Below are 21,084 nucleotides of genomic sequence, written 5' to 3' on the forward strand. Positions count from 1 at the left end.
GGTAGGTGGTGAGAGTGATGAGTGGTTCAGGCGTCGGCAAGCTGCTGCCACAGCTCGCGGAGGCTGGCGCCTGCGGGCGCGTCCAGCACGCCCTCGCAGAAGCGCGCGGCCTTCGGGCCCGGCACGCTGTGCGCCGTGTAGTGCGCGAACTTGGCGATGAGCGCCGCGCGGTCGAGCGGGCGGGCAGCGTCCCCCGCGATGGTGCCGACGGCTGCCTCGAGCGTGCCGCCCGCGTGCGACACCTGGAGCGTGGCACCGCGTTGCCCGCGTGCCGTCAGTCCGGCATCGGCTTCGAGCACGACCAGGGCTTCGAGCCGACGCAGTTCGAGGTCGTCGAAACGCGGCACGGCATAAACGGAGGGATCGACATCGCCGAAGCGCAGCATCGCCGCGACGCCGAAAGACAGGCTGAACTGCGCCTGGATCGGCGTGCGCGGCGCGCGGTTGCCGCAGTAGACGATCGCCTCTTCGTATATCTTGAGCACGATGCCCTGGATGCCGGTGGTGTCCCGGGCCAGCTGCTCGCGGACCTGGCGCGCGGCAGCCGCGCCGTAGTGCACGTGGCGCACGGCCGCGAAGGGCTTGAGATAGGCATCGCGCAGCAGCGGCGTCGCCGCACCGGGCATCGGCTGCGCGGTCGCGGCCGAATGCGTGTGTGCGTAGTGAGCCAGCGCACCGTCCGGCGCGTCGATGCCCGCTGCGCTGGCAAAGGCCGCCTGCAGCCCCAGTGATGCGCTGTGGCCGAGGTAGGTGTTGCGCGCGGTGCGGCCCTGCTGCACCGGCAAGTAGAGGCTGGTCGCGAGCTGGCAGGCCGCGATGTCGATGGCCTGCACGATGCCCGCTGGCGGCAGCGCGAGCAGTCGCGCCACGCCGGCCGCGACGCCCAGCGCGGGCCAGTTCGCATCGACATGCATGCCGGGCCGGATGCGCAGCCAAGCGCCGCAGCGCGCGCCGACCTCGTAGCCGAGCACGAAGGCATCGATGAACTCGCCAAGGCTGGCGCCGCGCCGCAGCGCAAGTGGCAGCAGCGCCGCCACCAGCGGCACGCCGGGCCTGCCGTGCGCGAGTGCATGGCCCTCGCAGGCCTCGTCCCAAGTCGCGGCCATGGCCAGCACCTGCGCGGCGGCCTGCAGCGCCATCGGCGGGCCGCCGGGGAAAGCGAAATCGCCGGGCTCGCAAGCCGCGAGCGCGGCTTCGAGGCGCTGCACCTCGCTCGCATGCCGGCCCGCGAGTGCGCAGCCGGCCGTGTCGACCAGCAGGCGCCGCGCCTGCGACGCGGCCTCGGCGGTGGCCGGCTGCGCCGCGTGCAGCGCCACCGTGGCCTGCAGCACGGCACGTTGCGGATCGTGATCAGTGTCAGTGCTGTGCATCGGCTTCCTTCCTCGCGGCCATGCGCCGGCGCAACAGCCGCAGCAGGCCGCCGGCATCGACCATCTCCATCAGGAAGCCCGGCACGGGCTCGCAGGCGAGCGTGTGCGCATCGGCGGTGCGCACGGCGGGCGTGCGGGTGTCGAGTGCGATGCGTTCGCCGTCCTGCAGCGACTCGGCTTCGGCGCAGGTCAGCAGCAGCAGGCCCACGTTGAAGGCATTGCGAAAATACAGGCCGCTGTATGAAGGCGCAATCACCGCGGCCACGCCCAGTTGAACGAGCACGGCCGCGGCCTGTTCGCGCGACGAGCCGATGCCGAAGTTGGGGCCGGCCACGATCACGTCGCCCGGTTGCACCTTGCTTGCGAACTCGGGGCGGATGGCTTCGAGGCAGTGCTTGGCGATGACGTCGATGCCGTGCTTCATCGCATGGCCGGGCGCGAGCGCATCGGTGTCGATGTCGGCGCCCAGGCGCCAGACCCGATGCGGGCGGTGCAGGATGTCGGCGGTCATGCGAGCACCTCGCGCGGATCGGTCACGCAGCCGCGCAGTGCGGCCGCCGCCACCGTGTAGGGCGAGCCCAGGTAGACCTGAGCGGTCGGCGAACCCATGCGGCCCTTGAAGTTGCGTGCCGTGGTCGAGATCACCGTGATGCCGTCGCCCATCGGATCGCCGTAGCCCGAGCAGGCGCCGCACGCGGTCGGGAACAGTTCGGCGCCAGCGTCCATCAGCACCTGCAGCACGCCCTCTTCGCGCGCCTGCTCCTGGTCGTGCAGGCTCGCGGGCGCCACGATGAGACGGATGCCGCTCGCCACCTTGTGGCCGCGCAGCACCTGGGCTGCGGCGCGCAGGTCGTCGAGCTTGGCGCCGGTGCAGGCGCCGATGTAGGCCACGTCGACATGCGTGCCCAGGTACCGGCTCACGCCGTGCGCGTTGGCCGGGCTGTGCGGCGCGGCGACGTAGGGCTCGAGCGTGGCGGCGTCGAAGCGGTGGTGCGTGAGCGCGGCGCCTTCGTCGGTGAACCAGGGTGCCATGTCGACCGGCGGGGCGCCGGCTTGTGCGAGGAACGCGGCGGTGGTGGCATCGGGCGCGATCAGGCCGGCCTGCGCACCCAGCTCGGCGCTCATGTTGGAGAGCGTCATGCGCTCCTGCATCGACAGCGCGGCGACGGCCGGACCCGCGAACTCCACCGCCTGGTAGCGCCCGCCGTTCATGCCGAAGCGGCCGATCATGTGCAGCATCATGTCCTTGGCGGTCACGCCGGCGGGCAGCGCGCCGTCCCACCACATGCGGATGGTCTCGGGCACGCGCAGCCAGATCTCGCCGGTGACCATCACGCCCAGCATCTCGGTGCTGCCGATGCCGAACATGTAGGCGCCGAATGCGCCGCCCGTGGGCGAATGCGAATCGCCGCCCACGCACAGCATGCCGGGGCGGATGTGGCCGTGCTGCGGCACCACCACGTGGCAGATGCCCTGGCTGTCGTACACGTGCGGCAGCTGCTGCTCGCGCGCCCAGTCGCGCGCGATGCGCACGATGCGGCGCGAGTCGTCGTCGCGCTCGGGCACGTAGTGGTCCATGACCAGCACCACGCGGGAGCGGTCCCAGATCTGCGCGCCGAGCTCCTCGAGCATCGGCTGCAGCCGGCGCGGACCCGAGGAGTCGTGGAACATGGCCATGTCGACGCCGCAGGTCACGATCTCGCCCACCGCCACCTGCGCGCGGCCGCTGGCGCGCGCGATGAGCTTCTGCGCCAGCGTCTGCTGCGCCGGCGCGCGGTCTGAAGCGTTGAAGGTCATTCCGGCTTGGCTCCCGAGAACTTGACGACCTTGGCCCAGCGCGTGATCTCGCTCTGCACGAAGGCGGCGAACTGCTCGGACGAGTTGCCCACCGGTATCGCACCCTCGGTGTCGAGGCGCTGGCGCATGTCGGCCTGCTGCAGCGCATGGCGCGCGGCGTCGCCGATCTGCTTCACGCGGTCCGCCGGCATGCGGGCCGGGCCGAAGAGGCCGAACCATGCGCTCGACTCGTAGCCCGGCAGCGCCTCGGCGATCGCGGGCACGTCGGGAAAGGCCGGCAGCCGTTTGCCCGTGGTCACGCCCAGTGCCCTGAGCTTGCCGGCCTGGATGTGCGCCTTGACGTTGCCCACGGCCGCGAACATCAGCTGCACCTGGCCTGCGAGCACGTCCTGCACGGCGGGCGAGGTGCCCTTGTAGGGGATGTTCACGATGTCGACGCCCGACTGCATCTTGAAGGCCTCGCCCGCCATGTGCAGCGACGAGCCCACCGCGCCGATCGCAAAGTTGAGCTGGCCCGGCTTCGCCTTGGCGAGCGCGATGAGTTCGCGCACGTCCTTCGCGGGCACCGACGGATGCGCGACGAGGATCGAGGGCGAGGTCGCCACGCAGGTGAGCGCGGTGAAGTCCTTCACCGGATCGAAAGGCAGTGCCGGATAGAGCGTGGCGTTGATCGCATGGCTGGTGAAGCTCATCAGCAGCGTGTTGCCGTCGGGTGCGGCCTTGGCCACGGCATCGGCTGCGATGTTGCCGCCCGCGCCGGGCCGGTTCTCGACGATCACGGTGCGGCCGAGCGCCGGGCCCATGCTGACGGCCAGCGAACGGGCCAGCGTGTCGGTCGAGCCGCCGGCGGGTGCGCCGACGAGGATGCGGACCGGCGCATTGCCGATCTGCGCGCGTGCGCCGCCGGCCATGGCCAGCGAGGCCAGCGCGGTGGACGAAATGAGGATGTCGCGGCGTTTCATGAAGTCTCCTGGCTCATTTTTTTTGAGGGCACGTCAGAGCCCCAGGTAGGCGCGCCGCAGTTCGTCGCTGCCGAGCAGCTCGCCGGGCAGGCCTGAAAAACGAACGCTGCCGTTCTCCAGCACGTAGGCGCGGTCCGCGATCTCGAGCGACTGGCCCACGTTCTGCTCCACCAGCAGCACCGCGAGGCCGCCGTCGCGCAGTTCGCGGATCAGCGAGAACATCTCTTCCACCAGCCGCGGCGAGAGCCCGAGCGAGGGCTCGTCGAGGATCAGCAGCACGGGCTCGGCCATGAGTCCGCGCGCGATGGCCAGCATCTGCTGCTCGCCGCCGCTCATGGTGCCGGCGTGCTGCGCCATGCGTTCCCGCAGCCGCGGGAAGATGTGGAACATCTTCTCGATGTTGGCCGCGCGGCGCTCGCGCGCCCGCGTGAAGGAGCCGAGCTCCAGGTTCTCCAGCACGCTGAGGTTGGGAAACACCTTGCGGCCCTCGGGCACCTGGATCAGGCCGGCCTTGACCACGTCGCGGTAGTGCGCGCCGCTCAGGTCCTTGCCGTCGAAGCGCACATTGCCGCTCCAGGCGGGGCACAGGCCGCAGACCATCTTGTTGAGGGTGGACTTGCCCGCGCCGTTGCTGCCGAGCAGCGCGACCATTTCGCCGGCGTTCACCTGCAGGTCGACGCCGCGCAGCACCTCGACGCGGCCGTAGCCGCCGCGCAGGCGCTGGATATCCAGCAACGCGGTCATTCGGCAGCTCCCGAAGCGGCCTTGCGCAGCCGCGCCGCGGTGCCATGGCCCAGGTAGGCCTCGACGACCTTGTCGTCGGAGGTCACCTGCGCCGGGCTGCCTTCGGCAATCAGCTGCCCCTGCGCCAGCACCCACACATGCTCGGCCAGGTGCATCACGGCCTGCATCACGTGCTCGATCATCAGCACGGTCACGCCGCTGTCGGCGATGCCGCGCACCACCGGCATCATCTCGGCGATCTCCTGCGGGTTGAGGCCGGCAAGCACTTCGTCGAGCAGCAGCAGGCGCGGGCGCGTGGCCAGCGCACGCGCCAGTTCGAGGCGCTTGCGGCCGGCCACGGTGAGGTCCGACGCGGGCTTGTCGAGCTGCGGCGCGAGGCCCACGCGCAGCGCGATGGCCTCGGCATGCGCCAGCGCCTCGCGGCGGCCGCGCAGGTGCAGGTGCGCACCGACCGCGATGTTCTCGCGCACCGTCTGCGCCGCAAAGGGCTTCACGATCTGGAAGGTGCGCGTCATGCCGAGCAGCGCATTGCGGTGCGGCTCGCGGCCCGTGATGTCCTGGCCCGCGAAGCGCACGCTGCCGGCATCGGGCTTGAGGAAGCCCGACATCAGCGCGAACAGCGTGGTCTTGCCGGCACCGTTGGGGCCGATCAGCGCGCTCAGGCTGCCCTCCCTCACCGACAGGCTCACGTCCTGCACGGCCTTCAGTCCGCCGAAGGAACGCGAGAGACCGCCCACGGCCAGCAGCGCCTCAGTCATGGCGGCCTCCCTTCGCGCTCCACAGCTGCCGCACCGACAGCCCCAGCCCCGCGACGCCGCGCGGCAAAAAGATCACGATCACGACCAGCACCGTGCCGTAGATCACCATGTTGATGCCCGGCAGTTCGCCGAACAGGTTGCGCGTGAGGTCCGACAGCAGGTGCAGCACGACCGCGCCCAGCACCGGGCCCCACAGCGTGCCCATGCCGCCCACGATGGCTGCCACCAGCGCCTCGACCGACACGGCCGGGCCGTAGGCGATGCCGGCGTCGATGTACTGGAACACCTGCACGTAGAAGGCGCCGGCCGCCCCCATGAAGGCGGCCGAGATGCCGATGGCCGCGAGCTTGACGCGAAACGGGTTCACGCCCACGGCGCGCGCCGCATCCTCGTTGTCGCGCACGGCCTGGAGGTAGGCGCCGAAGCGGCCGTTGCGCAGCCAGCAGGTCACGAGCAGCGCCAGCACCACCATGGCCAGCACCACCCACAGGTAGCCGGCGCGCGAGGCGAACTGCAGGTTGGCCGCCGATTCGCGCAGCGGCACCATCAGGCCCACGCCGCCGCCCGTGAAGTTCACCGACAGCGCGAGGATGCGGAACACTTCCGCGAAGGCCAGCGTGACGAGCGCGAAATACGAACCCTTGAGGCCGTAGCGGAAGCTCAGCGCGCCGACGAAGAGCCCGACCAGTGCGGCGCCGGCCACCGCCAGCGGCAGCGCGACCCAGGCGTTGATGCCGCCCTGCAGCTGCGCGATGGCCTGGATGTAGGCCCCGGTGCCGAAGAACAGCGCATGCCCGAACGAGAACTGCCCGCCGAAGCCGCCGAGAATGTTCCAGGCCTGCGCGATGAGCGTGGCGTAGAGCGCCATCATCACGAAGTTCAGCGTCAAGCCCGACTTCGTGACGAGCGGCACGCAGCCGGCCAGCACCGCGAAGAGCGCGATGCCCGCGAGTTGTCTGTGCGCGCTGCTCATGCCCTGGCTCCGAACATGCCCTGGGGCCGGAACAGCACCACGCCGATGAAGATCGCGAAGATGCCGATCTGCCCGAGCGATTCGCCGAGGTACAGCCCGCCGAGCGACTCGACCACGCCGACCAGGAAGCCGCCGGCGAGCGCGCCGACGAAGCTGCCCATGCCGCCGAGCACGACGATGGTGAAGGCCACAAGCACGAAGCCGCCGCCTACCTGCGGGTTGACGTAATAGGCCGGCAGCAGGAAGCAGGCCGCCGCGCCGAGGCACGCCAGGCCGATGCCGAAGCTCATGGCGTAGACATGGTCGACGTCGATGCCCATGAGCTTGGCGCCTTCCTTCTCCTTGGCGACGGCGCGGATGGCGCGGCCGAGATCGGTGCGGCCCATGATCCAGAACAGGATGCCGGAGACGACAAGCGCGCCCGCGAAGGCCACGAGCTTGGGCACGGCGATCATCGCGGGGCCGATGGCGACGGTGCTGAGCGAATAGGCGGTGTCGATGCTGCGGGTGTCCGACTTGAAGAACAGCAGCGCGAGGTTCTCCATGACGATGGCGATGCCGAGCGTGGCGAGCAGGATGTTCTCGTCCTTGCCGTGGCCCGCGCGGTTGATGACGACGCGCTGCAGCGCGTAGCCGAGCGCGAACATGCCTGCCACCGCAATGGGCAGTGCCATGTACGGGTCGATGCCCCAGCGCTCCTTGAGGAAGTACACCGCGTACAGCGCCAGCATCAGGCTCGCGCCGTGGGCGAAGTTGATGATGTGGAGCACGCCATAGATCAGCGTGAGCCCCAGCGCGATCAATGCGTACACGGCGCCTGTCGTGAGGCCATTCAGAATCGAGGGAAAGAGGATGTTGAAGTCGAGCATTTGCGTGGGACGCTGCGTTTTTATTGGGTCCGCCCGGTATGCGGTGCGGGCCGTGCGACCCCACTGCGCCGGCCCTTCGGGCTGCCCTGCGGTGCTCGCGCTTCGCGGGGTCTCGCAGAACTCGCTTCGCTCAAACAGCTGCGAGCCCTGATCCGCGAAACGCTGCGCTCCTCGGCGGCGCAGAGGGGATCGCCCGGCCCGCACCGCATACCGGGCTCCAGGGTGGAACAGGCGCGGCCGGAATACGAAGGGCGCACCCGCAGCGTGCCCACACCATGCGGTAACGTGTTCATGCCCTGAGCGGAAACACAGGCTCCACCTCGCGGTAGTCGCGCGGGATGATCACCTTGATGTCGTTCTTCACCACCTGCGTCATCAACGGCTGTGCGCCCTCGTTCTGTCCATTGACGAACTTCGTGGGACCGTACGGCATGATGTGATTCGAGAAGGTGCTCTTCTCCAGCGCATCGACGATGGCGGCGCGTTCGGCCGACTTCGCGCGCTCCAGCGCATCAGCCAGCAGCCACATCGCGGTGTAGGTCATGAAGACCTCGTAGCTGAAGAACTGGCCCTTGGCTTCCACGCGCTTGCGCAGCTCCTGCGAGCGTTTGTCCTTCGGGTTGAACCAGTGGTTGCAGTCGATGATGCCGTTGGCCGCGTCCGGAAACTCCTTCACGAACTTGTAGCTCGACGCGGCGCCGCCCAGCACCGAGAAGATCGCCTTGGGCACCACCTTCTGCTGCTGCATGGTGCGCACCAGCAGCGCGTACTCGTTGTAGTAGTTGGCGGGGATCACGATGTCGGGGTTGACCGACTTCATGCGCAGCACGATGTTGTTGAAGTCGCGCGTGGGGTTGGCGTGCTTCACCACCTCCCTCACCTCGAAGCCGTAGCCCGGCAGTTCGCGCGAGAGCAGCTGCGCGGTGCCGGCGCCGAACAGCGACTCCTCGTGGATGATCATCACCGTCTTGGCCGGGTTGCCCGCGGCCTTGTTGAGCACCAGCAGGTTGGCCATGGCCACCTCGGTCGACTTCCTGTAGCCGGGGCCGAAGCGGAAGGTGTTCTTCAGGCCGCGCTCGACGATCTGGTCGGCCACGCCCACGTCGACCACGTGCGGCAAGTTGTACTTGGCCGCCGCCTGCGTGGTCGCCAGGCAGATGGCCGAGGCGTAGGCGCCCACGATGGCCGAGACGCCGGCCTCGTTCATCTTCTCGACCTCGGCCGCGCCGGCCTGCGGCTGAGATTGCGCGTCGCCCAGCAGGGCCTCGAGCTTCGCACCGCCGAGCGACTTGATGCCGCCGGCAGCGTTGATGTCCTCGATGGCCATCAGCGCGCCGAGGCGGCACTGCTGGCCCGAGTAGGCCAGCGCCCCGGTGACCGGATGCAGCACGCCGACCTTGACGGTCTTGGGCTGCGCGCCGGCCACGAGCGGGAAGGCGACGGCGGTCGCCAGGGCGGCGGACTGCGACACGAAACTGCGGCGGTTCTGCATGGGGCTTTCCTTTTTCTTCAGTTGAACTGGGCTGACACGTCCTTGCTGACCCACACCTTCGCGTCGATGCCGCCCACGCGGGAGAGCTGCATCTCGTAGGTGTAGCGGTCGGGGCGGTAGAGGCCGTGCAGCCACTGCACGGGCCGCTCGTCCTCGTCGTAGATCAGGCGGCGCACCGCGAGCAGCGCGGAGCCGACCGACACGTCAAGGTGCTGCGCGATCAGGCTGTCGGCCAGGCGCGCGGAGATGGTCTGGTGCGCGCGCCCCACCTTGACGCCCGATTCCTCGAGCAGCACGAGGATCGGCTTCTTCGACAGCTCGCGGCGGCCGAAGCGGCGCGCGATGGAATCGGGCACGTAGGTGGTGATGTGCGAAAGCGGACCTTCCTTGGTGGAGCGCACGCGCACCGCCTTCTGCACCGGGTCGCCCAGCTGAAGCTGCAGCGCCTCGGCCACCTGGGTGGAGGCCGTGATGGTGGCGACCTCGATCACTTTCACCGAGGTGTGCAGGCCCATCGTCACCAGGTTCTCGAGCAGGCCGCGCAGATTGGCACGCTCCATGCTCCTGCCGCTGTTCGCTTCGCTCGCGGGCACGGGCGGCAGTGCGCGCGTGCGGCGCCCTGGGTTGCGCGCGATCAGGCCTTCGGAAGACAGCTGCTCGAGCGCGCGCCGCACCGTGACGCGCGCCACGTTGAACTGCGCCATGAGCGCGAGTTCGCCGGGCAGCCCCTCCGCAAAACGGCCTTCGTGCAGCTGCTCACGCAGGACCAGGTAGATCTGGTGGTACTTCGGCAAAGGCATCTGCGACATGCCTTTGATGTTTTTGCACTTTCAATGTTCTGTCAATGGGACATTTAAAACCGCAGCGGCACAAAGAAGAACGGCGCGCCGGGCCAATGCCCGCCGCGCCGTTTGTGGCTGCTCGCTCGCCGCTTACAGCTTGAACGGAATCACTTCCTGGCGCTGGTCGCCCAGGCCTTCGATGCCCAGCGTCATCACGTCGCCCTTCTTCAGGTAGAGCGGCGGCTTCATGCCCAGGCCCACGCCGGGCGGCGTGCCGGTGGTGATGACGTCGCCGGGCAGGAGCGTCATGAACTGGCTCAGGTAGCTCACGATCTTGGCGATGCTGAAGATCATCGTCCTGGTGCTGCCGGTCTGCATGCGCTTGCCGTTGAGGTCGAGCCACATCGACAGCTTCTGCGGGTTGGGCACTTCGTCGCGCGTCACGAGCCACGGGCCGATCGGGCCGAAGGTGTCGCAGCCCTTGCCCTTGTCCCAGGTGCCGCCGCGCTCGATCTGGAACTCGCGCTCGCTCACGTCGTTGATGGTGCAGTAGCCGGCCACGAAGTTGAGTGCATCCTTCTGCGAGACGTAGCGCGCACGCGTGCCGATGACCACGCCGAGCTCGACCTCCCAGTCGCTCTTGACCGAGTTCTTGGGCAGCATGACCGGATCGTTCGGGCCCTGGATGCAGCTGGTGGCCTTCATGAAGACCACCGGCTCCTTCGGAATCGGCAGGCCGGACTCGGCCGCGTGGTCGGCATAGTTCAGGCCGATGGCAATGAACTTGCCGACATTGGCCACCGGGCTGCCGAAGCGCGGCTTGCCCTTGACCAGCGGCAGCTTGTCGACCTTCTGCTTGCGCAGCTTGGCCAGCGCGGCATCGCCGAGCTGCTCGGGCCCGATGTCCTTGACCAGCGCGCTCAGGTCGCGCAGCTGGCCGTTGTCGTCGATGAGGCCGGGCTTTTCCTTGCCGGGATTGCCATAGCGAACGAGTTTCATGTGGTCCTTTCTTGGGGGAGACTGACTATCTAGTAAGTGGAGCGGCCGCCGGACAGGTCGAACACGGCGCCGGTGGAAAACGAGCAATCTTCGGTGCAGAGCCAGCCGACCATTGCGGCCACTTCCTCCACCGTGCCGAAGCGGCCCATCGGTATTTTCGACCGCATGAACGCAATGTGCTCCGGCGTCATCTGGTCGAAGATGGCGGTCTTCACCGCCGCGGGCGTCACGCAGTTGACGCGGATGCCGGTGTCGGCCAGTTCCTTGCCGAGCGACTTGGTGAGCGCAATGACGGCGGCCTTGCTCGCACTGTAGGCGCTGGCGTTGGGGTTGCCTTCTTTCCCGGCCACCGAGGCGATGTTGACGATGCGTCCGTAGCCTTGCACGCGCATCTGCGCCACCACTTCGCGGCAGCACAGGAACACGCCGTTGATGTTGACCTCCATCACCTGCCGCCAGTCGTCGACCGGGTAGTCCCACAGCTTCGTGTTGGGGCCGGTGATGCCGGCGCTGTTGACCAGTGCATCGATGCGCGGCGCATGCGCCAGCGTGGCCGCCACTGCCCGGGCCACGGAAGGCTGCTGCGCCACGTCAACCGTCACGGCGAAGGCCTTGCCGCCCAGAGCCGCTGCGGCCTTCTGCGCGGCCGCTGCGTCGCGGTCCCACAGCGTGACGCTGCCGCCCGACGCGATCAGCCGCTCGGCGATGCCGTAGCCCAGCCCGCTCGCGCCGCCGGTCACCACTGCGTGGCGGCCCGCGAAATCGAGCTGGTTCATATGGTGATGCCGCCGTCGACCGTGAAGGCCTGGCCGGTGGCGAACACCGATTCGTCGCTGGCCAGGAACACCACCACGGGCGCGATTTCCTCGGCCTGCGCGAGCCGGCCCATGGGCTGGCGCGCGATGAAGGCGCGGCGCGCCGCCTCGGGGTCCTCGTTGGCATTGATGCGCTCCCCGAGCGAGGGCGTGTCGACCGTGCCGGGGCACACGGCATTGCAGCGGATGCCGCGCGCCACGAAGTCGGCCGCCACGCTCTTGGTCAGGCCCAGCACCGCGGCCTTGGTGGTGCCGTAGACGAAGCGGTTGGGCAGGCCCTTCATGCTCGAGCACACGCTCGCCATGTTGATGATGCTGCCGCTTCCTGCGGCCAGCATGCCCGGCAGCGCGGCCTGGATGGTCCAGAACTGCGCGCGCACGTTGAGGGCGAACGCGAATTCGAGGTCCTTGTCGGTGGCCTCGAGCGCGGTGCCGTTGTGCACCACGCCGGCGCAGTTGAACAGCACGTCGAGCGCGGGAAGACTCTTGAAGAAGGCGACGATCGCGTCCTTGTCGAGCACGTCGAGCCGGGCCGTGCGCACGTTGGCGACGCCCGTGTAGCGCTCGAGCAACTTCTCGTTCACGTCGGTCGCCCAGACCTGCGCGCCTTCGGCGGCCATCGCGAGCACGCTCGCATGGCCGATGCCTTGTCCGGCCGCCGTCACGAGCACGGTCTTGCCCTTGAGTCTCATGCATGTCTCCTTGGAAAAATGGGGCGCTGGCTGCCGGGCGTTCAGGGTTTGGCCCGATGGCAGCGGCGCAGTGCGGATCGTATTCTGAATTGGCCTTACCACTTGTCCAATTCAGGACAACCCTTAACCCCCCCGCCGTGCCGCTCCAGACCGTCGAACCCCAGCGCCTCTATCGCCAGATTGCCGACCAGCTCCGAGGACTGATCGGCAAGGGCGAGTTCCTGGCCGGCGCGCGGCTGCCGGCCGAGCGCGACCTGGCCAAGCAGCTCGGCGTGAGCCGGCCCTCGGTGCGCGAGGCGCTGATCGCGCTCGAGGTCGAGGGCTGGGTCGAGGTCCGGACCGGTTCGGGCGTCTACGTGCTGGACCGCTCGCATCGCGCGAGCAAGCCGGTGGCGCCCACCGAATGGGGGCCTCTGGAGCTGATTCGCGCGCGCCGCGTGATCGAGGGCGAGACTGCTGCCATTGCAGCCGCGGTGGGCAAGCGCAAGGACATCGACGCCATGAGCCGCGCCATCGAAGCGATGCGCGGGCTCGCCGACCGCGAAATACTGCCGCTCGAAGGCGACCGCGCATTCCACGTGGCCATCGTCAATGCCAGCGGCAACGCCGTGCTGGTGGAAACGGTGCAGAGCTTCTGGGATTCGCGCAACGGACCGATCTTCACGCGGCTGGGCGGCTACTTCGAGACGGTGGCCTCCTGGCGCTCCGCCATTGCCGAGCACGAGGCCATCCGCGACGCCGTGGCCGCACGCGATGCCGAGGCCGCGCGCGCCGCCATGCACGCCCACATGGACAACTCGCACCAGCGGTTCAGCGCGAGCTGGCGCCGCGCCAGGAAAGCCTCGTCCTGAACCGCCAGCGACTTCTTCAACACATCACACCAACGGAGACAAACCGATGAACAGCAAACACAACACCCTCAAGGCCATCGCCGCCTGCGCCCTGGCGGCCACCGTGCTGGGCACGGCCGGCATCGCCGGCGCGCAGACCAAGCTCAAGTGGGCACACGTCTACGAAACCTCCGAGCCGTTCCACAAGTACTCGGTGTGGGCCGCGGAAGAAATCAAGAAGCGCACCAACGGCAAGTACGACATCCAGGTGTTCCCGGCCTCCAGCCTGGGCAAGGAGTCGGACATCAACCAGGGCCTGACGCTGGGCACCGTCGACATCGTGCTGACCGGTGCCAGCTTCGCGGGCAACACCTACAAGCCGCTGGCCGTGACCTACTTTCCGTTCATCTTCCGCGATGCGGAGCACCTGCTGAAGTACGCCAAGAGCGATGTGTTCCAGGAGCTCGCCAAGGGCTACGACGAGAAGAGCGGCAACCACATCACGGCGCTCAACTACTATGGCGCGCGCCACGTCACCTCGAGCGCCGCCAGGCCGGTGGCCAAGCCCGAAGACATGAAGGGCCTGAAGATCCGCGTGCCCGACGCACCGGCCTACCTGGCCTTCCCCAAGGCGCTGGGCGCCAACGCCACGCCCATCGCGTTCGCCGAGGTCTACCTGGCGCTGCAGAACAACACGGTCGATGCGCAGGAGAACCCGCTGCCCACCATCGAGGCCAAGAAGTTCTTCGAGGTGCAGAAGAACATCTCGCTCACGGGCCACATCGTCGACTCGCTGCTGACCGTGGTCTCCGGCCAGCTGTGGGGCAAGCTCTCGGCCGACGAGAAGAAGATCTTCGCCGACGTGATGCAGGAGGCCGCCGAAAAGACCGGCCGCGACATCATCGCCTCGGAAATCCGCCTGGTCGACGAGTTCAAGAAGCGCGGCAACAACGTGATCACGGTGGACAAGGCCGCGTTCCGCGAAGCCGTGCTGAAGAACACCAAGCCCACGGACCATGGCTACCGCCAGCAGGACTACGACCGCATCACGAGCATCAAGTGAACCCAGGGCGCCGGCATGACTGAACCGAAGATCATCGACGACGAAGGGCACTTCCACGCAGAAGACGAGGCCGTCGACCTTTCCCACACCATCGCCGAAGGCTGGATCTCGCTTGCGATCTTCTGGATGCTCGCGCTCACGGTGTTCTACCAGTTCGTCACGCGCTACGTGATGAACGACTCGGCCGCATGGACCGAGGAGGTGGCGCGCTACATGCTGATCGCGGTGGTCTTCATCGGCGCCGCGATCGGGGTCGCGAAGAACAACCAGATCCAGGTCGACTTCTTCTACCGCCACATGCCGGCGGCCATGGGCCGCTGGATCTCGCGCGCGGTGGATGTGCTGCGCACTGCCTTCTTTGCCGCGGCCGTGGTCATGACGGTGCAGATGATGCTGAAGATCGGCAACACCACGCGCATGACGATCGTCGATGCGCCAATGAACATCGTCTACGGCCTGTGCCTGTTCGGCTTCGTCGCGATGACCTGGCGCTCGGTCCAGGTCGCGCGCGTCCATTGGAAACGCGGCTACAGCGTGCTCGAACGCCCCGAGTCCACGCTCGCCGACCGCTGAGCCCCCGAGAACATCTGCATGCTGAAAATATTCTTCCTTGTCTTCATGGCGGGCGGCATTCCGGTGGCCGTGGCCATGGCCGGTGCCTCGCTGGCCTACATCCTCGCGAGCGGCAGCCTGCCGCCCTTCGTCGTGATCCACCGCATGGTGAGCGGCATCGACAGCTTTCCGCTGCTGGCGGTGCCCTTCTTCATCCTGGCCGGCAACCTGATGAACAACGCGGGCATCACCACCCGCATCTACAACTTCGCGCTCGCGCTGGTGGGCTGGCTCAAGGGCGGCCTGGGCCATGTGAACGTGCTCGGCTCGGTGATCTTCGCAGGCATGAGCGGCACCGCCATTGCCGATGCCGCGGGCCTGGGCACCATCGAGATCAAGGCGATGAAGGAGCACGGCTATTCGACCGAGTTCGCGGTGGGCGTGACGGCCGCCTCGGCCACGCTGGGCCCGATCATTCCGCCCAGCCTGCCCTTCGTGATCTACGGGATGATGGCCAATGTGTCGGTGGGGGCGCTGTTCCTCGCGGGCATCTTGCCCGGCGCACTGCTGGCCATCCTGATGATGCTCACGGTGGCCTACTTTGCGCACCGCAACGGCTGGGGCGGCGACGTCAAGTTCTCGAGCACGCGCTTCTTCAAGGCCATGTGCGAGCTCGCCGTGGTGATCGCCTGGCCGCTGCTGATGTGGCTGCTGGTGGCCAAGCTGGGCACGCCGCCGCAGCTCACGGTGTTGGCGGGCCTCGCATCGCTGTTCGTGCTCGACCGGATCTTCCGCTTCGAGGCGCTGCTGCCCATCATGACGCCGGTGCTGCTGATCGGCGGCATGAGCACGGGCCTGTTCACACCCACCGAGGGCGCGATTGCCGCCTGCGTGTGGGCGATGATCCTGGGCTTTGGCTGGTACAAGACGCTGTCGTGGAAGATGTTCGTCAAGGTCTGCCTCGACACCATCGAGACCACCTCCACCGTGCTGTTCATCGTGGCGGCCGCGTCGATCTTCGGCTGGATGCTCACCGCCACCGGCGTGACCACCGACATCGCGAGCTGGGTGCTGGGCTTCACCAAGGAAGCCTGGGTGTTCCTGCTGCTGGCCAACCTGCTGATGCTGTTCGTGGGCTGCTTCCTGGAGCCGACGGCCGCCATCACCATTCTGGTTCCGATCCTGCTGCCGATTGCCACGCAACTCGGCGTGGACCCGATCCACTTCGGCCTGGTGATGGTGCTGAACCTGATGATCGGCCTGCTGCATCCGCCGATGGGCATGGTGCTGTTCGTGCTGGCGCGCGTGGCGGGCCTGAGCTTCGAGCGCACGACGATGGCCATTCTTCCCTGGCTCATCCCGCTGCTGCTGGCACTGGTGGTGATCACCTATGTACCTTCATTGGTACTCTGGCTGCCGAAAATGTTCTTCTGATCCCCAACACAACACGAGTTCCACGATGAATCCCTTCATTCGCCTGCATCCGGCCGACGATGTCGTGATCGCGCGCAGCCAGCTGGTCGGCGGCGCCAAGGTCGAAGACTTTGCCGTGCGCGGCCTGATTCCCGCCGGGCACAAGGTGGCGACGCACGCCATTGCCGTTGGCGAACCGGTGCGCCGCTACAACCAGATCATCGGCTTCGCGAGCAAGCCGATCGCGGCCGGCGAGCACGTGCACACGCACAACCTCGACATGGGCCCCGACAAGGGCGACTTCGAGCGCGACTACGCCTTCGGCGCCGACGTGAAGCCTGCGCCCGCGAAGCGCGAGGCCACCTTCATGGGCATCAAGCGGGCCGACGGCCGCGTGGCCACGCGCAACTACATCGGCGTGCTCACGAGCGTGAACTGCTCGGCCACCGCGGCGCGCGCCATTGCCGACCACTTCTCGCGCAAGACCAATCCATCGGCGCTGGCCGGCTACCCGAATGTCGACGGCGTGGTGGCGCTCACCCACGGCACGGGCTGCGGCATGGACACGCAGGGCATGGGCATGCAGATCCTGGAGCGCACACTCACGGGCTATGCCACGCACCCGAACTTCGCGGGCGTGCTGGTGGTGGGCCTGGGCTGCGAGGCGAACCAGATCAATGCCTGGCTCGCGACCGGCCACCTGGCCGAAGGCGAGAACTTCCGCACCTTCAACATCCAGGACACCGGCGGTACGCGCAAGACGGTCGACAAAGGCATCGCGCTGATCAACGAGATGCTGCCGCGCGCCAATGCGGTCAAGCGCGAACCCTGCAGCGCGGCGCACATCACGATCGGGCTGCAGTGCGGCGGCTCGGACGGGTATTCGGGCATCAGCGCCAACCCGGCGCTGGGTGCGGCGGTCGACCTGCTGGTGGCGCACGGCGGCACGGCCATCCTGAGCGAAACGCCCGAGGTCTATGGCGCCGAGCACCTGCTCACGCGCCGCGCCGTCCGGCGCGAGGTCGGCCAGAAGCTGGTGGACCGCATCAAGTGGTGGGAGCACTACACCGCAATCAACGAAGGCGAGATGAACAACAACCCCTCGCCGGGCAACAAGGCCGGTGGCCTCACGACCATCCTCGAAAAATCGCTCGGCGCGGTGGCCAAGGGCGGGACCAGCAACCTCGAGGCGGTGTACGAATACGCCGAGCCGGTCACGGCGCACGGCTTCGTCTACATGGACACGCCGGGCTACGACCCCGTGAGCGCCACCGGGCAGGTCGCGGGCGGCGCGAACCTCATCTGCTTCACGACCGGACGCGGCTCGGCCTATGGCTGCGCGCCCTCCCCCTCGCTCAAGCTCGCGACCAACTCGGCGCTGTGGCAGCGGCAGGAAGAGGACATGGACATCAACTGCGGCGAGATCGTGGATGGCACCAGTTCGATCCAGGAGATGGGGCAGCGCATCTTCGAACTGGTCTTGGCCACGGCATCCGGCGAACCCTCGAAAAGCGAGAAACATGGCTACGGCCAAAATGAATTCGTGCCGTGGCAAGTCGGCGCAGTCATGTAAGGAACCTATGTCCCAAACCCTTCCCGCCTCTGTTCTGCGATCGCAATGCGCCCGCATCCTCGAAGCCGCCGGCAGCACGCCGGCCGAAGCCGCGCAGGTGGCCGCGAACCTCGTGCTGGCCAACCTGAGCGGCCATGACTCGCACGGCGTGGGCATGCTGCCGCGCTATGTCGACGCCGTGGCCGAAGGCGGGCTCGTGCCGAATGCCGCGGTCAAGGTCAACACCGACATCGGCACCCTGCTCGCACTCGATGGCCAGCATGGCTACGGCCAGATCGTCGGCGTGCAGGCGATGGCGCTCGGCATCGAGCGGGCGAAGCAACACGGCAGCTGCATCTTCACGCTCGCGAATGCGCACCACCTGGGCCGCATCGGGCACTTCGCCGAAATGGCGACGACCGAGGGCCTGGTCTCGATGCACTTCGTCAACGTGCTGTCGCGGCCCGTGGTGGCGCCATGGGGCGGCGGCGACGGACGCTTCGGCACCAACCCGTGCTGCATCGGCATTCCGCTGGCGGGCGCCGAGCCCTTCCTGCTCGACTTCGCGACCAGCCGCGTGGCGCAGGGCAAGATGCGCGTCGCCCACAACAAGGGCGAACGCGTGCCCGACGGCTACCTGATCGACGAGCGCGGCGCGCCCACCAACGACCCGGGCGTGGTCGTGGTGCCGCAGTCCAATGGCCTGTTCGGCGCGCTCATGACCTTCGGCGAACACAAGGGCTACGGCATGGCGATGGCCTGCGAGCTGCTGGGCGGCGCACTCACCGGCGGCGGCACCTGGCACCGCCCGGCCGACACGGCGCGTACGGTGCTCAACGGCATGCTGACGATCCTGATCGACCCCGCCAGGCTCGGCACCCAGGAGAGCTTCGCGCAGGAAGCGACAGCCTTCGTCGACTGGCTGCGCCAGAGCCCGCCGGGCGCCGGTTTCGACCAGGTGCAGATCGCGGGCGAGCCGGAGCGCGCCGCACGCGTGGCGCGCGAGCGCGACGGCATCTGGCTGGACGATGCGACGTGGAGCGAGATCGTCGCGGCCGGGGCCAAGGTGGGCGTGGCCGTCGCGTAGCAAAGGGCGCTGGTGTCTACCGGCGCGCGTTGCGCGACTTCTGGCTCAGCACGATCGCAATGCCGCCCAGGATGGCCACCGAGGCGGCCGCCAGCCGCGGCGTGATCGCCTCCGACAGCAGCAGCACGCCGCCGAACGCGGCCAGCAGCGGCACCGACAGCTGCACGGTGGCCGCCTGCATGGCCGACAGGCGCGCCAGCGCCGCATACCAGACGACATAACCGAGGCCCGAGGTCAATGCGCCGGAGGCCACGGCCAGCGCGATGCCGGTGGCATCCGCATGGGCGCGCATCATGAAGGCAAGGCTCAGCGCCAGCGCCAGCGGCACGGCCCGCATGAAGTTGCGGCCGGTGGCGGCCAGTGGATCGGGCACGCCGCGGCCGCGCAGCGAATACACGCCCCATGCCACGCCGGCGATGGCCATCAGCACGGCGCCGAGCAGCGGCGGCGCCGCGACGCCCGGCAGCACCAGGTAGACGAGCCCGCCGGCCGCCAGCACGAAGCCGAGCCATGCCACGGGCCCGAAGCGCTCGCCGGAGCCCAGGCCCGCGCCCAGCATCGTGAGCTGCACAGCGCCGAACAGGATCAGCGCGCCCGTGCCCGCGGAAAGGCTGAGGTAGGCAAAGGAGAAGAACGCGACGTAGGCGAACAGCATGGCGGCCGCAAGCCAGTCGGCGCGGCCGGGCACAGCAGGCCGCGCCCGGAACTGCACGACGAGCGCGAGCGTGAGCGCACCGGACACCAGCCGGATGCTGCCGAAGCTGGCCGGATCGATGCCGCGCTGCTGCAACGCCAGCCGGCACAACAGCGAATTGGCCGCGAACGCCACCATGGCCACCGCGGTCAGCGCGACGGTCTGCAGGGTGGACGGCGCGCGGCGCACCTCGGAGATGGCTTCAGACATGCGTCGCCACCATGAAAGCCGCCCAACCCAGCAGCGCGAAGCCCATCGGTGCGCTCAGGCGATGGCCCCAGGGAACGTTCTTTTCCAGCGCCATGGCCGCGGCCAGCAGAAGCATCCAGCCCAGGCTGCCGGTGCCGAGCGCGAACATCAGCAGCATCAGCGCCCAGCAGCAGCCGACGCAGAACAGGCCGTGGTGCAGGCCCAGCGCGAAGGCCTGGCGGGCCTGCGCACGGCCGCGCCAGTGCTCGATGACAAAGCCGAGCGGCGTGCGGCACTTCTCGAGGCACTTGTGCTTGAGGCTGCTGAACTGGAAGGCGCCGGCCAGCGCGATGGTCGCGGCGCCGATCACCCAGCCGTGCCAGGCCAGTGTGGGCGCACTCGCGAGCAGCGCCAGCACCGCGCTGTGGAGCCCGTGCGCCAGCAGCCCGAAGGCACCCCACACGGCCATGTAGCCGAGCCCCAGCATCACGAGCAGGCGCGCGTGGTCCGAGCGCCCCGCGGTCAGGCGGTCGAAGGCGTTGAACAGCGGCAGCGTGGTCGGCAGCATCATGGCCATTGTCATGAGGATCCACGCAAAGGCATAGAGCACTGCAGGCACGACCACGCCGCCGGCGGGAATGGCCTGGCACAGGAACGCGGCTGGCCCGGAGGCGGTCCAGTCGCCGTGTTCGAGATAGCGTCCGTAAGGGCTGCGCGCCCAGGCCCACAACACCACCCACGCGAGCATGACCAGCGCGGCAAGAACCGGCAGGAACACGCGTCGGTGGCTCACGGCAGTGCGAGCAGCCCCCTTCGGAACGGCCGGGCGGAGGCTCATGCGTCGAAGACGAAGGTGCTCTGCAGGGCGTTGTGGTTCTTGATGTCGAGATCGATGCCGAGGGCAGGGTTCTTCGAGCGGTAGGTGGGCGCCTTGCCGACGAACACCGGCGCGCCCGGCACCGTGGAGAACACGGTGTCCGAAAGCGTGGTCTGGCCGCCGGTCGCGCCGCGGTAGGGCTCGAGTTCGGCGTAGTAGTCCTTGCCGATTTCCAACTCGCCCTTGCCTTCGTTCACGGTGAAGCGGATCGGCGCCCGCTCGACCGACACCACCTGGCCGATGAGGGCGGCCAGATCGGCGATGGGTCCGCCGGCCTTCCCGGTGTAGACCTTGAGCAGCGCCTCTTCCTGCGCCTTGGAGGCGTTTTCGTCGACGAAGATCGCCGCCGTCCAGTTGCCTTCGAGGATGTTTCCGGGCACATGCGCCACGGCCGCGATGGTGTTGCCGCCAACGTCGACGCCGTCGATGGTTCCCTTGTCGATGCGCCACGCGACGATGGTGTCGCAGGTGCCGTTGTCAGGGTCCTCGCCGATCCAGCAGGGACACAGGACGTTGCAGTTGCATACCTCGAGCAGGCGACCTTCCAGGTGATAGCTCATACGAACCTCCGTTC

The 21,084-nt window shown here is 68.2% G+C and carries 22 protein-coding genes; 6 read left to right on the plus strand and 16 right to left on the minus strand.

Features of this window, described 5'->3' with window-relative positions; translation table 11 throughout:
• Positions 1-26 precede the first annotated feature (26 nt).
• The 13 genes from IB278_RS21240 to IB278_RS21300 form a co-directional block, all read right to left on the minus strand.
• Complete coding sequence (locus IB278_RS21240; protein ID WP_192325276.1) at positions 27-1,370, minus strand: MmgE/PrpD family protein; 1,344 nt, start codon at positions 1,368-1,370, stop codon at positions 27-29.
• Positions 1,357-1,881 (minus strand): 3-isopropylmalate dehydratase, encoded by a 525-nt coding sequence (locus IB278_RS21245; RefSeq protein ID WP_192325278.1) that lies wholly within the window; start codon positions 1,879-1,881, stop codon positions 1,357-1,359. The genes IB278_RS21240 and IB278_RS21245 overlap by 14 nt, the downstream gene beginning before the upstream one ends.
• The gene (locus tag IB278_RS21250; protein WP_145742158.1) at positions 1,878-3,167 is read right to left on the minus strand and encodes a 3-isopropylmalate dehydratase large subunit; all 1,290 of its coding nucleotides are present in this window, start codon (positions 3,165-3,167) and stop codon (positions 1,878-1,880) included. Before IB278_RS21250 ends, IB278_RS21245 begins: the two co-directional genes overlap by 4 nt.
• Positions 3,164-4,129: a tripartite tricarboxylate transporter substrate binding protein gene (locus IB278_RS21255; protein WP_145742160.1), complete on the minus strand. Its 966-nt coding sequence runs from the start codon at positions 4,127-4,129 to the stop codon at positions 3,164-3,166. Before IB278_RS21255 ends, IB278_RS21250 begins: the two co-directional genes overlap by 4 nt.
• Before the next feature lie 33 nt (positions 4,130-4,162).
• Complete coding sequence (locus tag IB278_RS21260) at positions 4,163-4,873, minus strand: ABC transporter ATP-binding protein (protein WP_192325280.1); 711 nt, start codon at positions 4,871-4,873, stop codon at positions 4,163-4,165.
• Positions 4,870-5,631 (minus strand): ABC transporter ATP-binding protein, encoded by a 762-nt coding sequence (locus tag IB278_RS21265; RefSeq protein WP_145742164.1) that lies wholly within the window; start codon positions 5,629-5,631, stop codon positions 4,870-4,872. Before IB278_RS21265 ends, IB278_RS21260 begins: the two co-directional genes overlap by 4 nt.
• Positions 5,624-6,604, minus strand: a complete 981-nt coding sequence (locus IB278_RS21270) for a branched-chain amino acid ABC transporter permease (protein ID WP_145742165.1) — start codon at positions 6,602-6,604, stop codon at positions 5,624-5,626. The genes IB278_RS21265 and IB278_RS21270 overlap by 8 nt, the downstream gene beginning before the upstream one ends.
• Positions 6,601-7,473 (minus strand): branched-chain amino acid ABC transporter permease, encoded by an 873-nt coding sequence (locus tag IB278_RS21275; RefSeq protein ID WP_145742167.1) that lies wholly within the window; start codon positions 7,471-7,473, stop codon positions 6,601-6,603. Before IB278_RS21275 ends, IB278_RS21270 begins: the two co-directional genes overlap by 4 nt.
• A gap of 289 nt (positions 7,474-7,762) precedes the next feature.
• The gene (locus tag IB278_RS21280; RefSeq protein ID WP_192325283.1) at positions 7,763-8,965 is read right to left on the minus strand and encodes an ABC transporter substrate-binding protein; all 1,203 of its coding nucleotides are present in this window, start codon (positions 8,963-8,965) and stop codon (positions 7,763-7,765) included.
• A gap of 17 nt (positions 8,966-8,982) precedes the next feature.
• On the minus strand, positions 8,983-9,765 hold the full coding sequence (locus IB278_RS21285; protein ID WP_192325285.1) for a GntR family transcriptional regulator: 783 nt from the start codon (positions 9,763-9,765) through the stop codon (positions 8,983-8,985).
• A gap of 132 nt (positions 9,766-9,897) precedes the next feature.
• Positions 9,898-10,746 carry a fumarylacetoacetate hydrolase family protein gene (locus IB278_RS21290; protein ID WP_192325287.1) on the minus strand — a complete coding sequence of 283 codons (849 nt, stop codon included), beginning with the start codon at positions 10,744-10,746 and terminating at the stop codon, positions 9,898-9,900.
• A gap of 29 nt (positions 10,747-10,775) precedes the next feature.
• Positions 10,776-11,522: an SDR family NAD(P)-dependent oxidoreductase gene (locus tag IB278_RS21295; protein ID WP_192325289.1), complete on the minus strand. Its 747-nt coding sequence runs from the start codon at positions 11,520-11,522 to the stop codon at positions 10,776-10,778.
• Positions 11,519-12,253 carry an SDR family oxidoreductase gene (locus IB278_RS21300; protein ID WP_145742177.1) on the minus strand — a complete coding sequence of 245 codons (735 nt, stop codon included), beginning with the start codon at positions 12,251-12,253 and terminating at the stop codon, positions 11,519-11,521. Before IB278_RS21300 ends, IB278_RS21295 begins: the two co-directional genes overlap by 4 nt.
• A 137-nt stretch (positions 12,254-12,390) precedes the next feature.
• Here IB278_RS21300 and IB278_RS21305 point away from each other — a divergent pair, with 137 nt between their 5' ends.
• Genes IB278_RS21305 through IB278_RS21330 form a run of 6 tightly spaced genes read left to right on the plus strand, consistent with a single transcriptional unit; the run spans position 12,391 to position 18,750 of the window.
• A complete protein-coding gene (locus IB278_RS21305) occupies positions 12,391-13,104 on the plus strand; it encodes a FadR/GntR family transcriptional regulator (protein ID WP_192325291.1) in 714 nt (237 codons plus the stop codon).
• Positions 13,105-13,150: 46 nt separating this feature from the next.
• On the plus strand, positions 13,151-14,146 hold the full coding sequence (locus IB278_RS21310; RefSeq protein WP_192325293.1) for a sialic acid TRAP transporter substrate-binding protein SiaP: 996 nt from the start codon (positions 13,151-13,153) through the stop codon (positions 14,144-14,146).
• A gap of 15 nt (positions 14,147-14,161) precedes the next feature.
• Positions 14,162-14,719, plus strand: a complete 558-nt coding sequence (locus IB278_RS21315) for a TRAP transporter small permease (RefSeq protein WP_145742182.1) — start codon at positions 14,162-14,164, stop codon at positions 14,717-14,719.
• Positions 14,720-14,737: 18 nt separating this feature from the next.
• The gene (locus tag IB278_RS21320) at positions 14,738-16,132 is read left to right on the plus strand and encodes a TRAP transporter large permease (RefSeq protein WP_145742183.1); all 1,395 of its coding nucleotides are present in this window, start codon (positions 14,738-14,740) and stop codon (positions 16,130-16,132) included.
• 25 nt (positions 16,133-16,157) lie between these two features.
• Positions 16,158-17,684, plus strand: coding sequence for a UxaA family hydrolase (locus tag IB278_RS21325; protein WP_192325295.1), 1,527 nt, complete (start codon positions 16,158-16,160; stop codon positions 17,682-17,684).
• Between the two features lie 7 nt (positions 17,685-17,691).
• The gene (locus IB278_RS21330) at positions 17,692-18,750 is read left to right on the plus strand and encodes a malate/lactate/ureidoglycolate dehydrogenase (RefSeq protein ID WP_145742187.1); all 1,059 of its coding nucleotides are present in this window, start codon (positions 17,692-17,694) and stop codon (positions 18,748-18,750) included.
• A 16-nt stretch (positions 18,751-18,766) separates the two neighbouring features.
• Here IB278_RS21330 and IB278_RS21335 read toward each other — a convergent pair whose 3' ends face one another.
• From IB278_RS21335 to IB278_RS21345, 3 genes are read right to left on the minus strand one after another with little or no spacing between them, the layout of a single operon-like run.
• A complete protein-coding gene (locus IB278_RS21335) occupies positions 18,767-19,654 on the minus strand; it encodes a DMT family transporter (RefSeq protein WP_145742189.1) in 888 nt (295 codons plus the stop codon).
• A complete protein-coding gene (locus tag IB278_RS21340; protein ID WP_192325297.1) occupies positions 19,647-20,471 on the minus strand; it encodes a DUF2182 domain-containing protein in 825 nt (274 codons plus the stop codon). The genes IB278_RS21335 and IB278_RS21340 overlap by 8 nt, the downstream gene beginning before the upstream one ends.
• On the minus strand, positions 20,468-21,070 hold the full coding sequence (locus IB278_RS21345) for a DUF1326 domain-containing protein (RefSeq protein ID WP_145742193.1): 603 nt from the start codon (positions 21,068-21,070) through the stop codon (positions 20,468-20,470). Before IB278_RS21345 ends, IB278_RS21340 begins: the two co-directional genes overlap by 4 nt.
• Positions 21,071-21,084 lie beyond the last annotated feature (14 nt).

Source organism: Variovorax sp. VRV01, assembly GCF_014852545.1.
GTDB classification, from domain to species: domain Bacteria; phylum Pseudomonadota; class Gammaproteobacteria; order Burkholderiales; family Burkholderiaceae_C; genus Variovorax; species Variovorax beijingensis_A.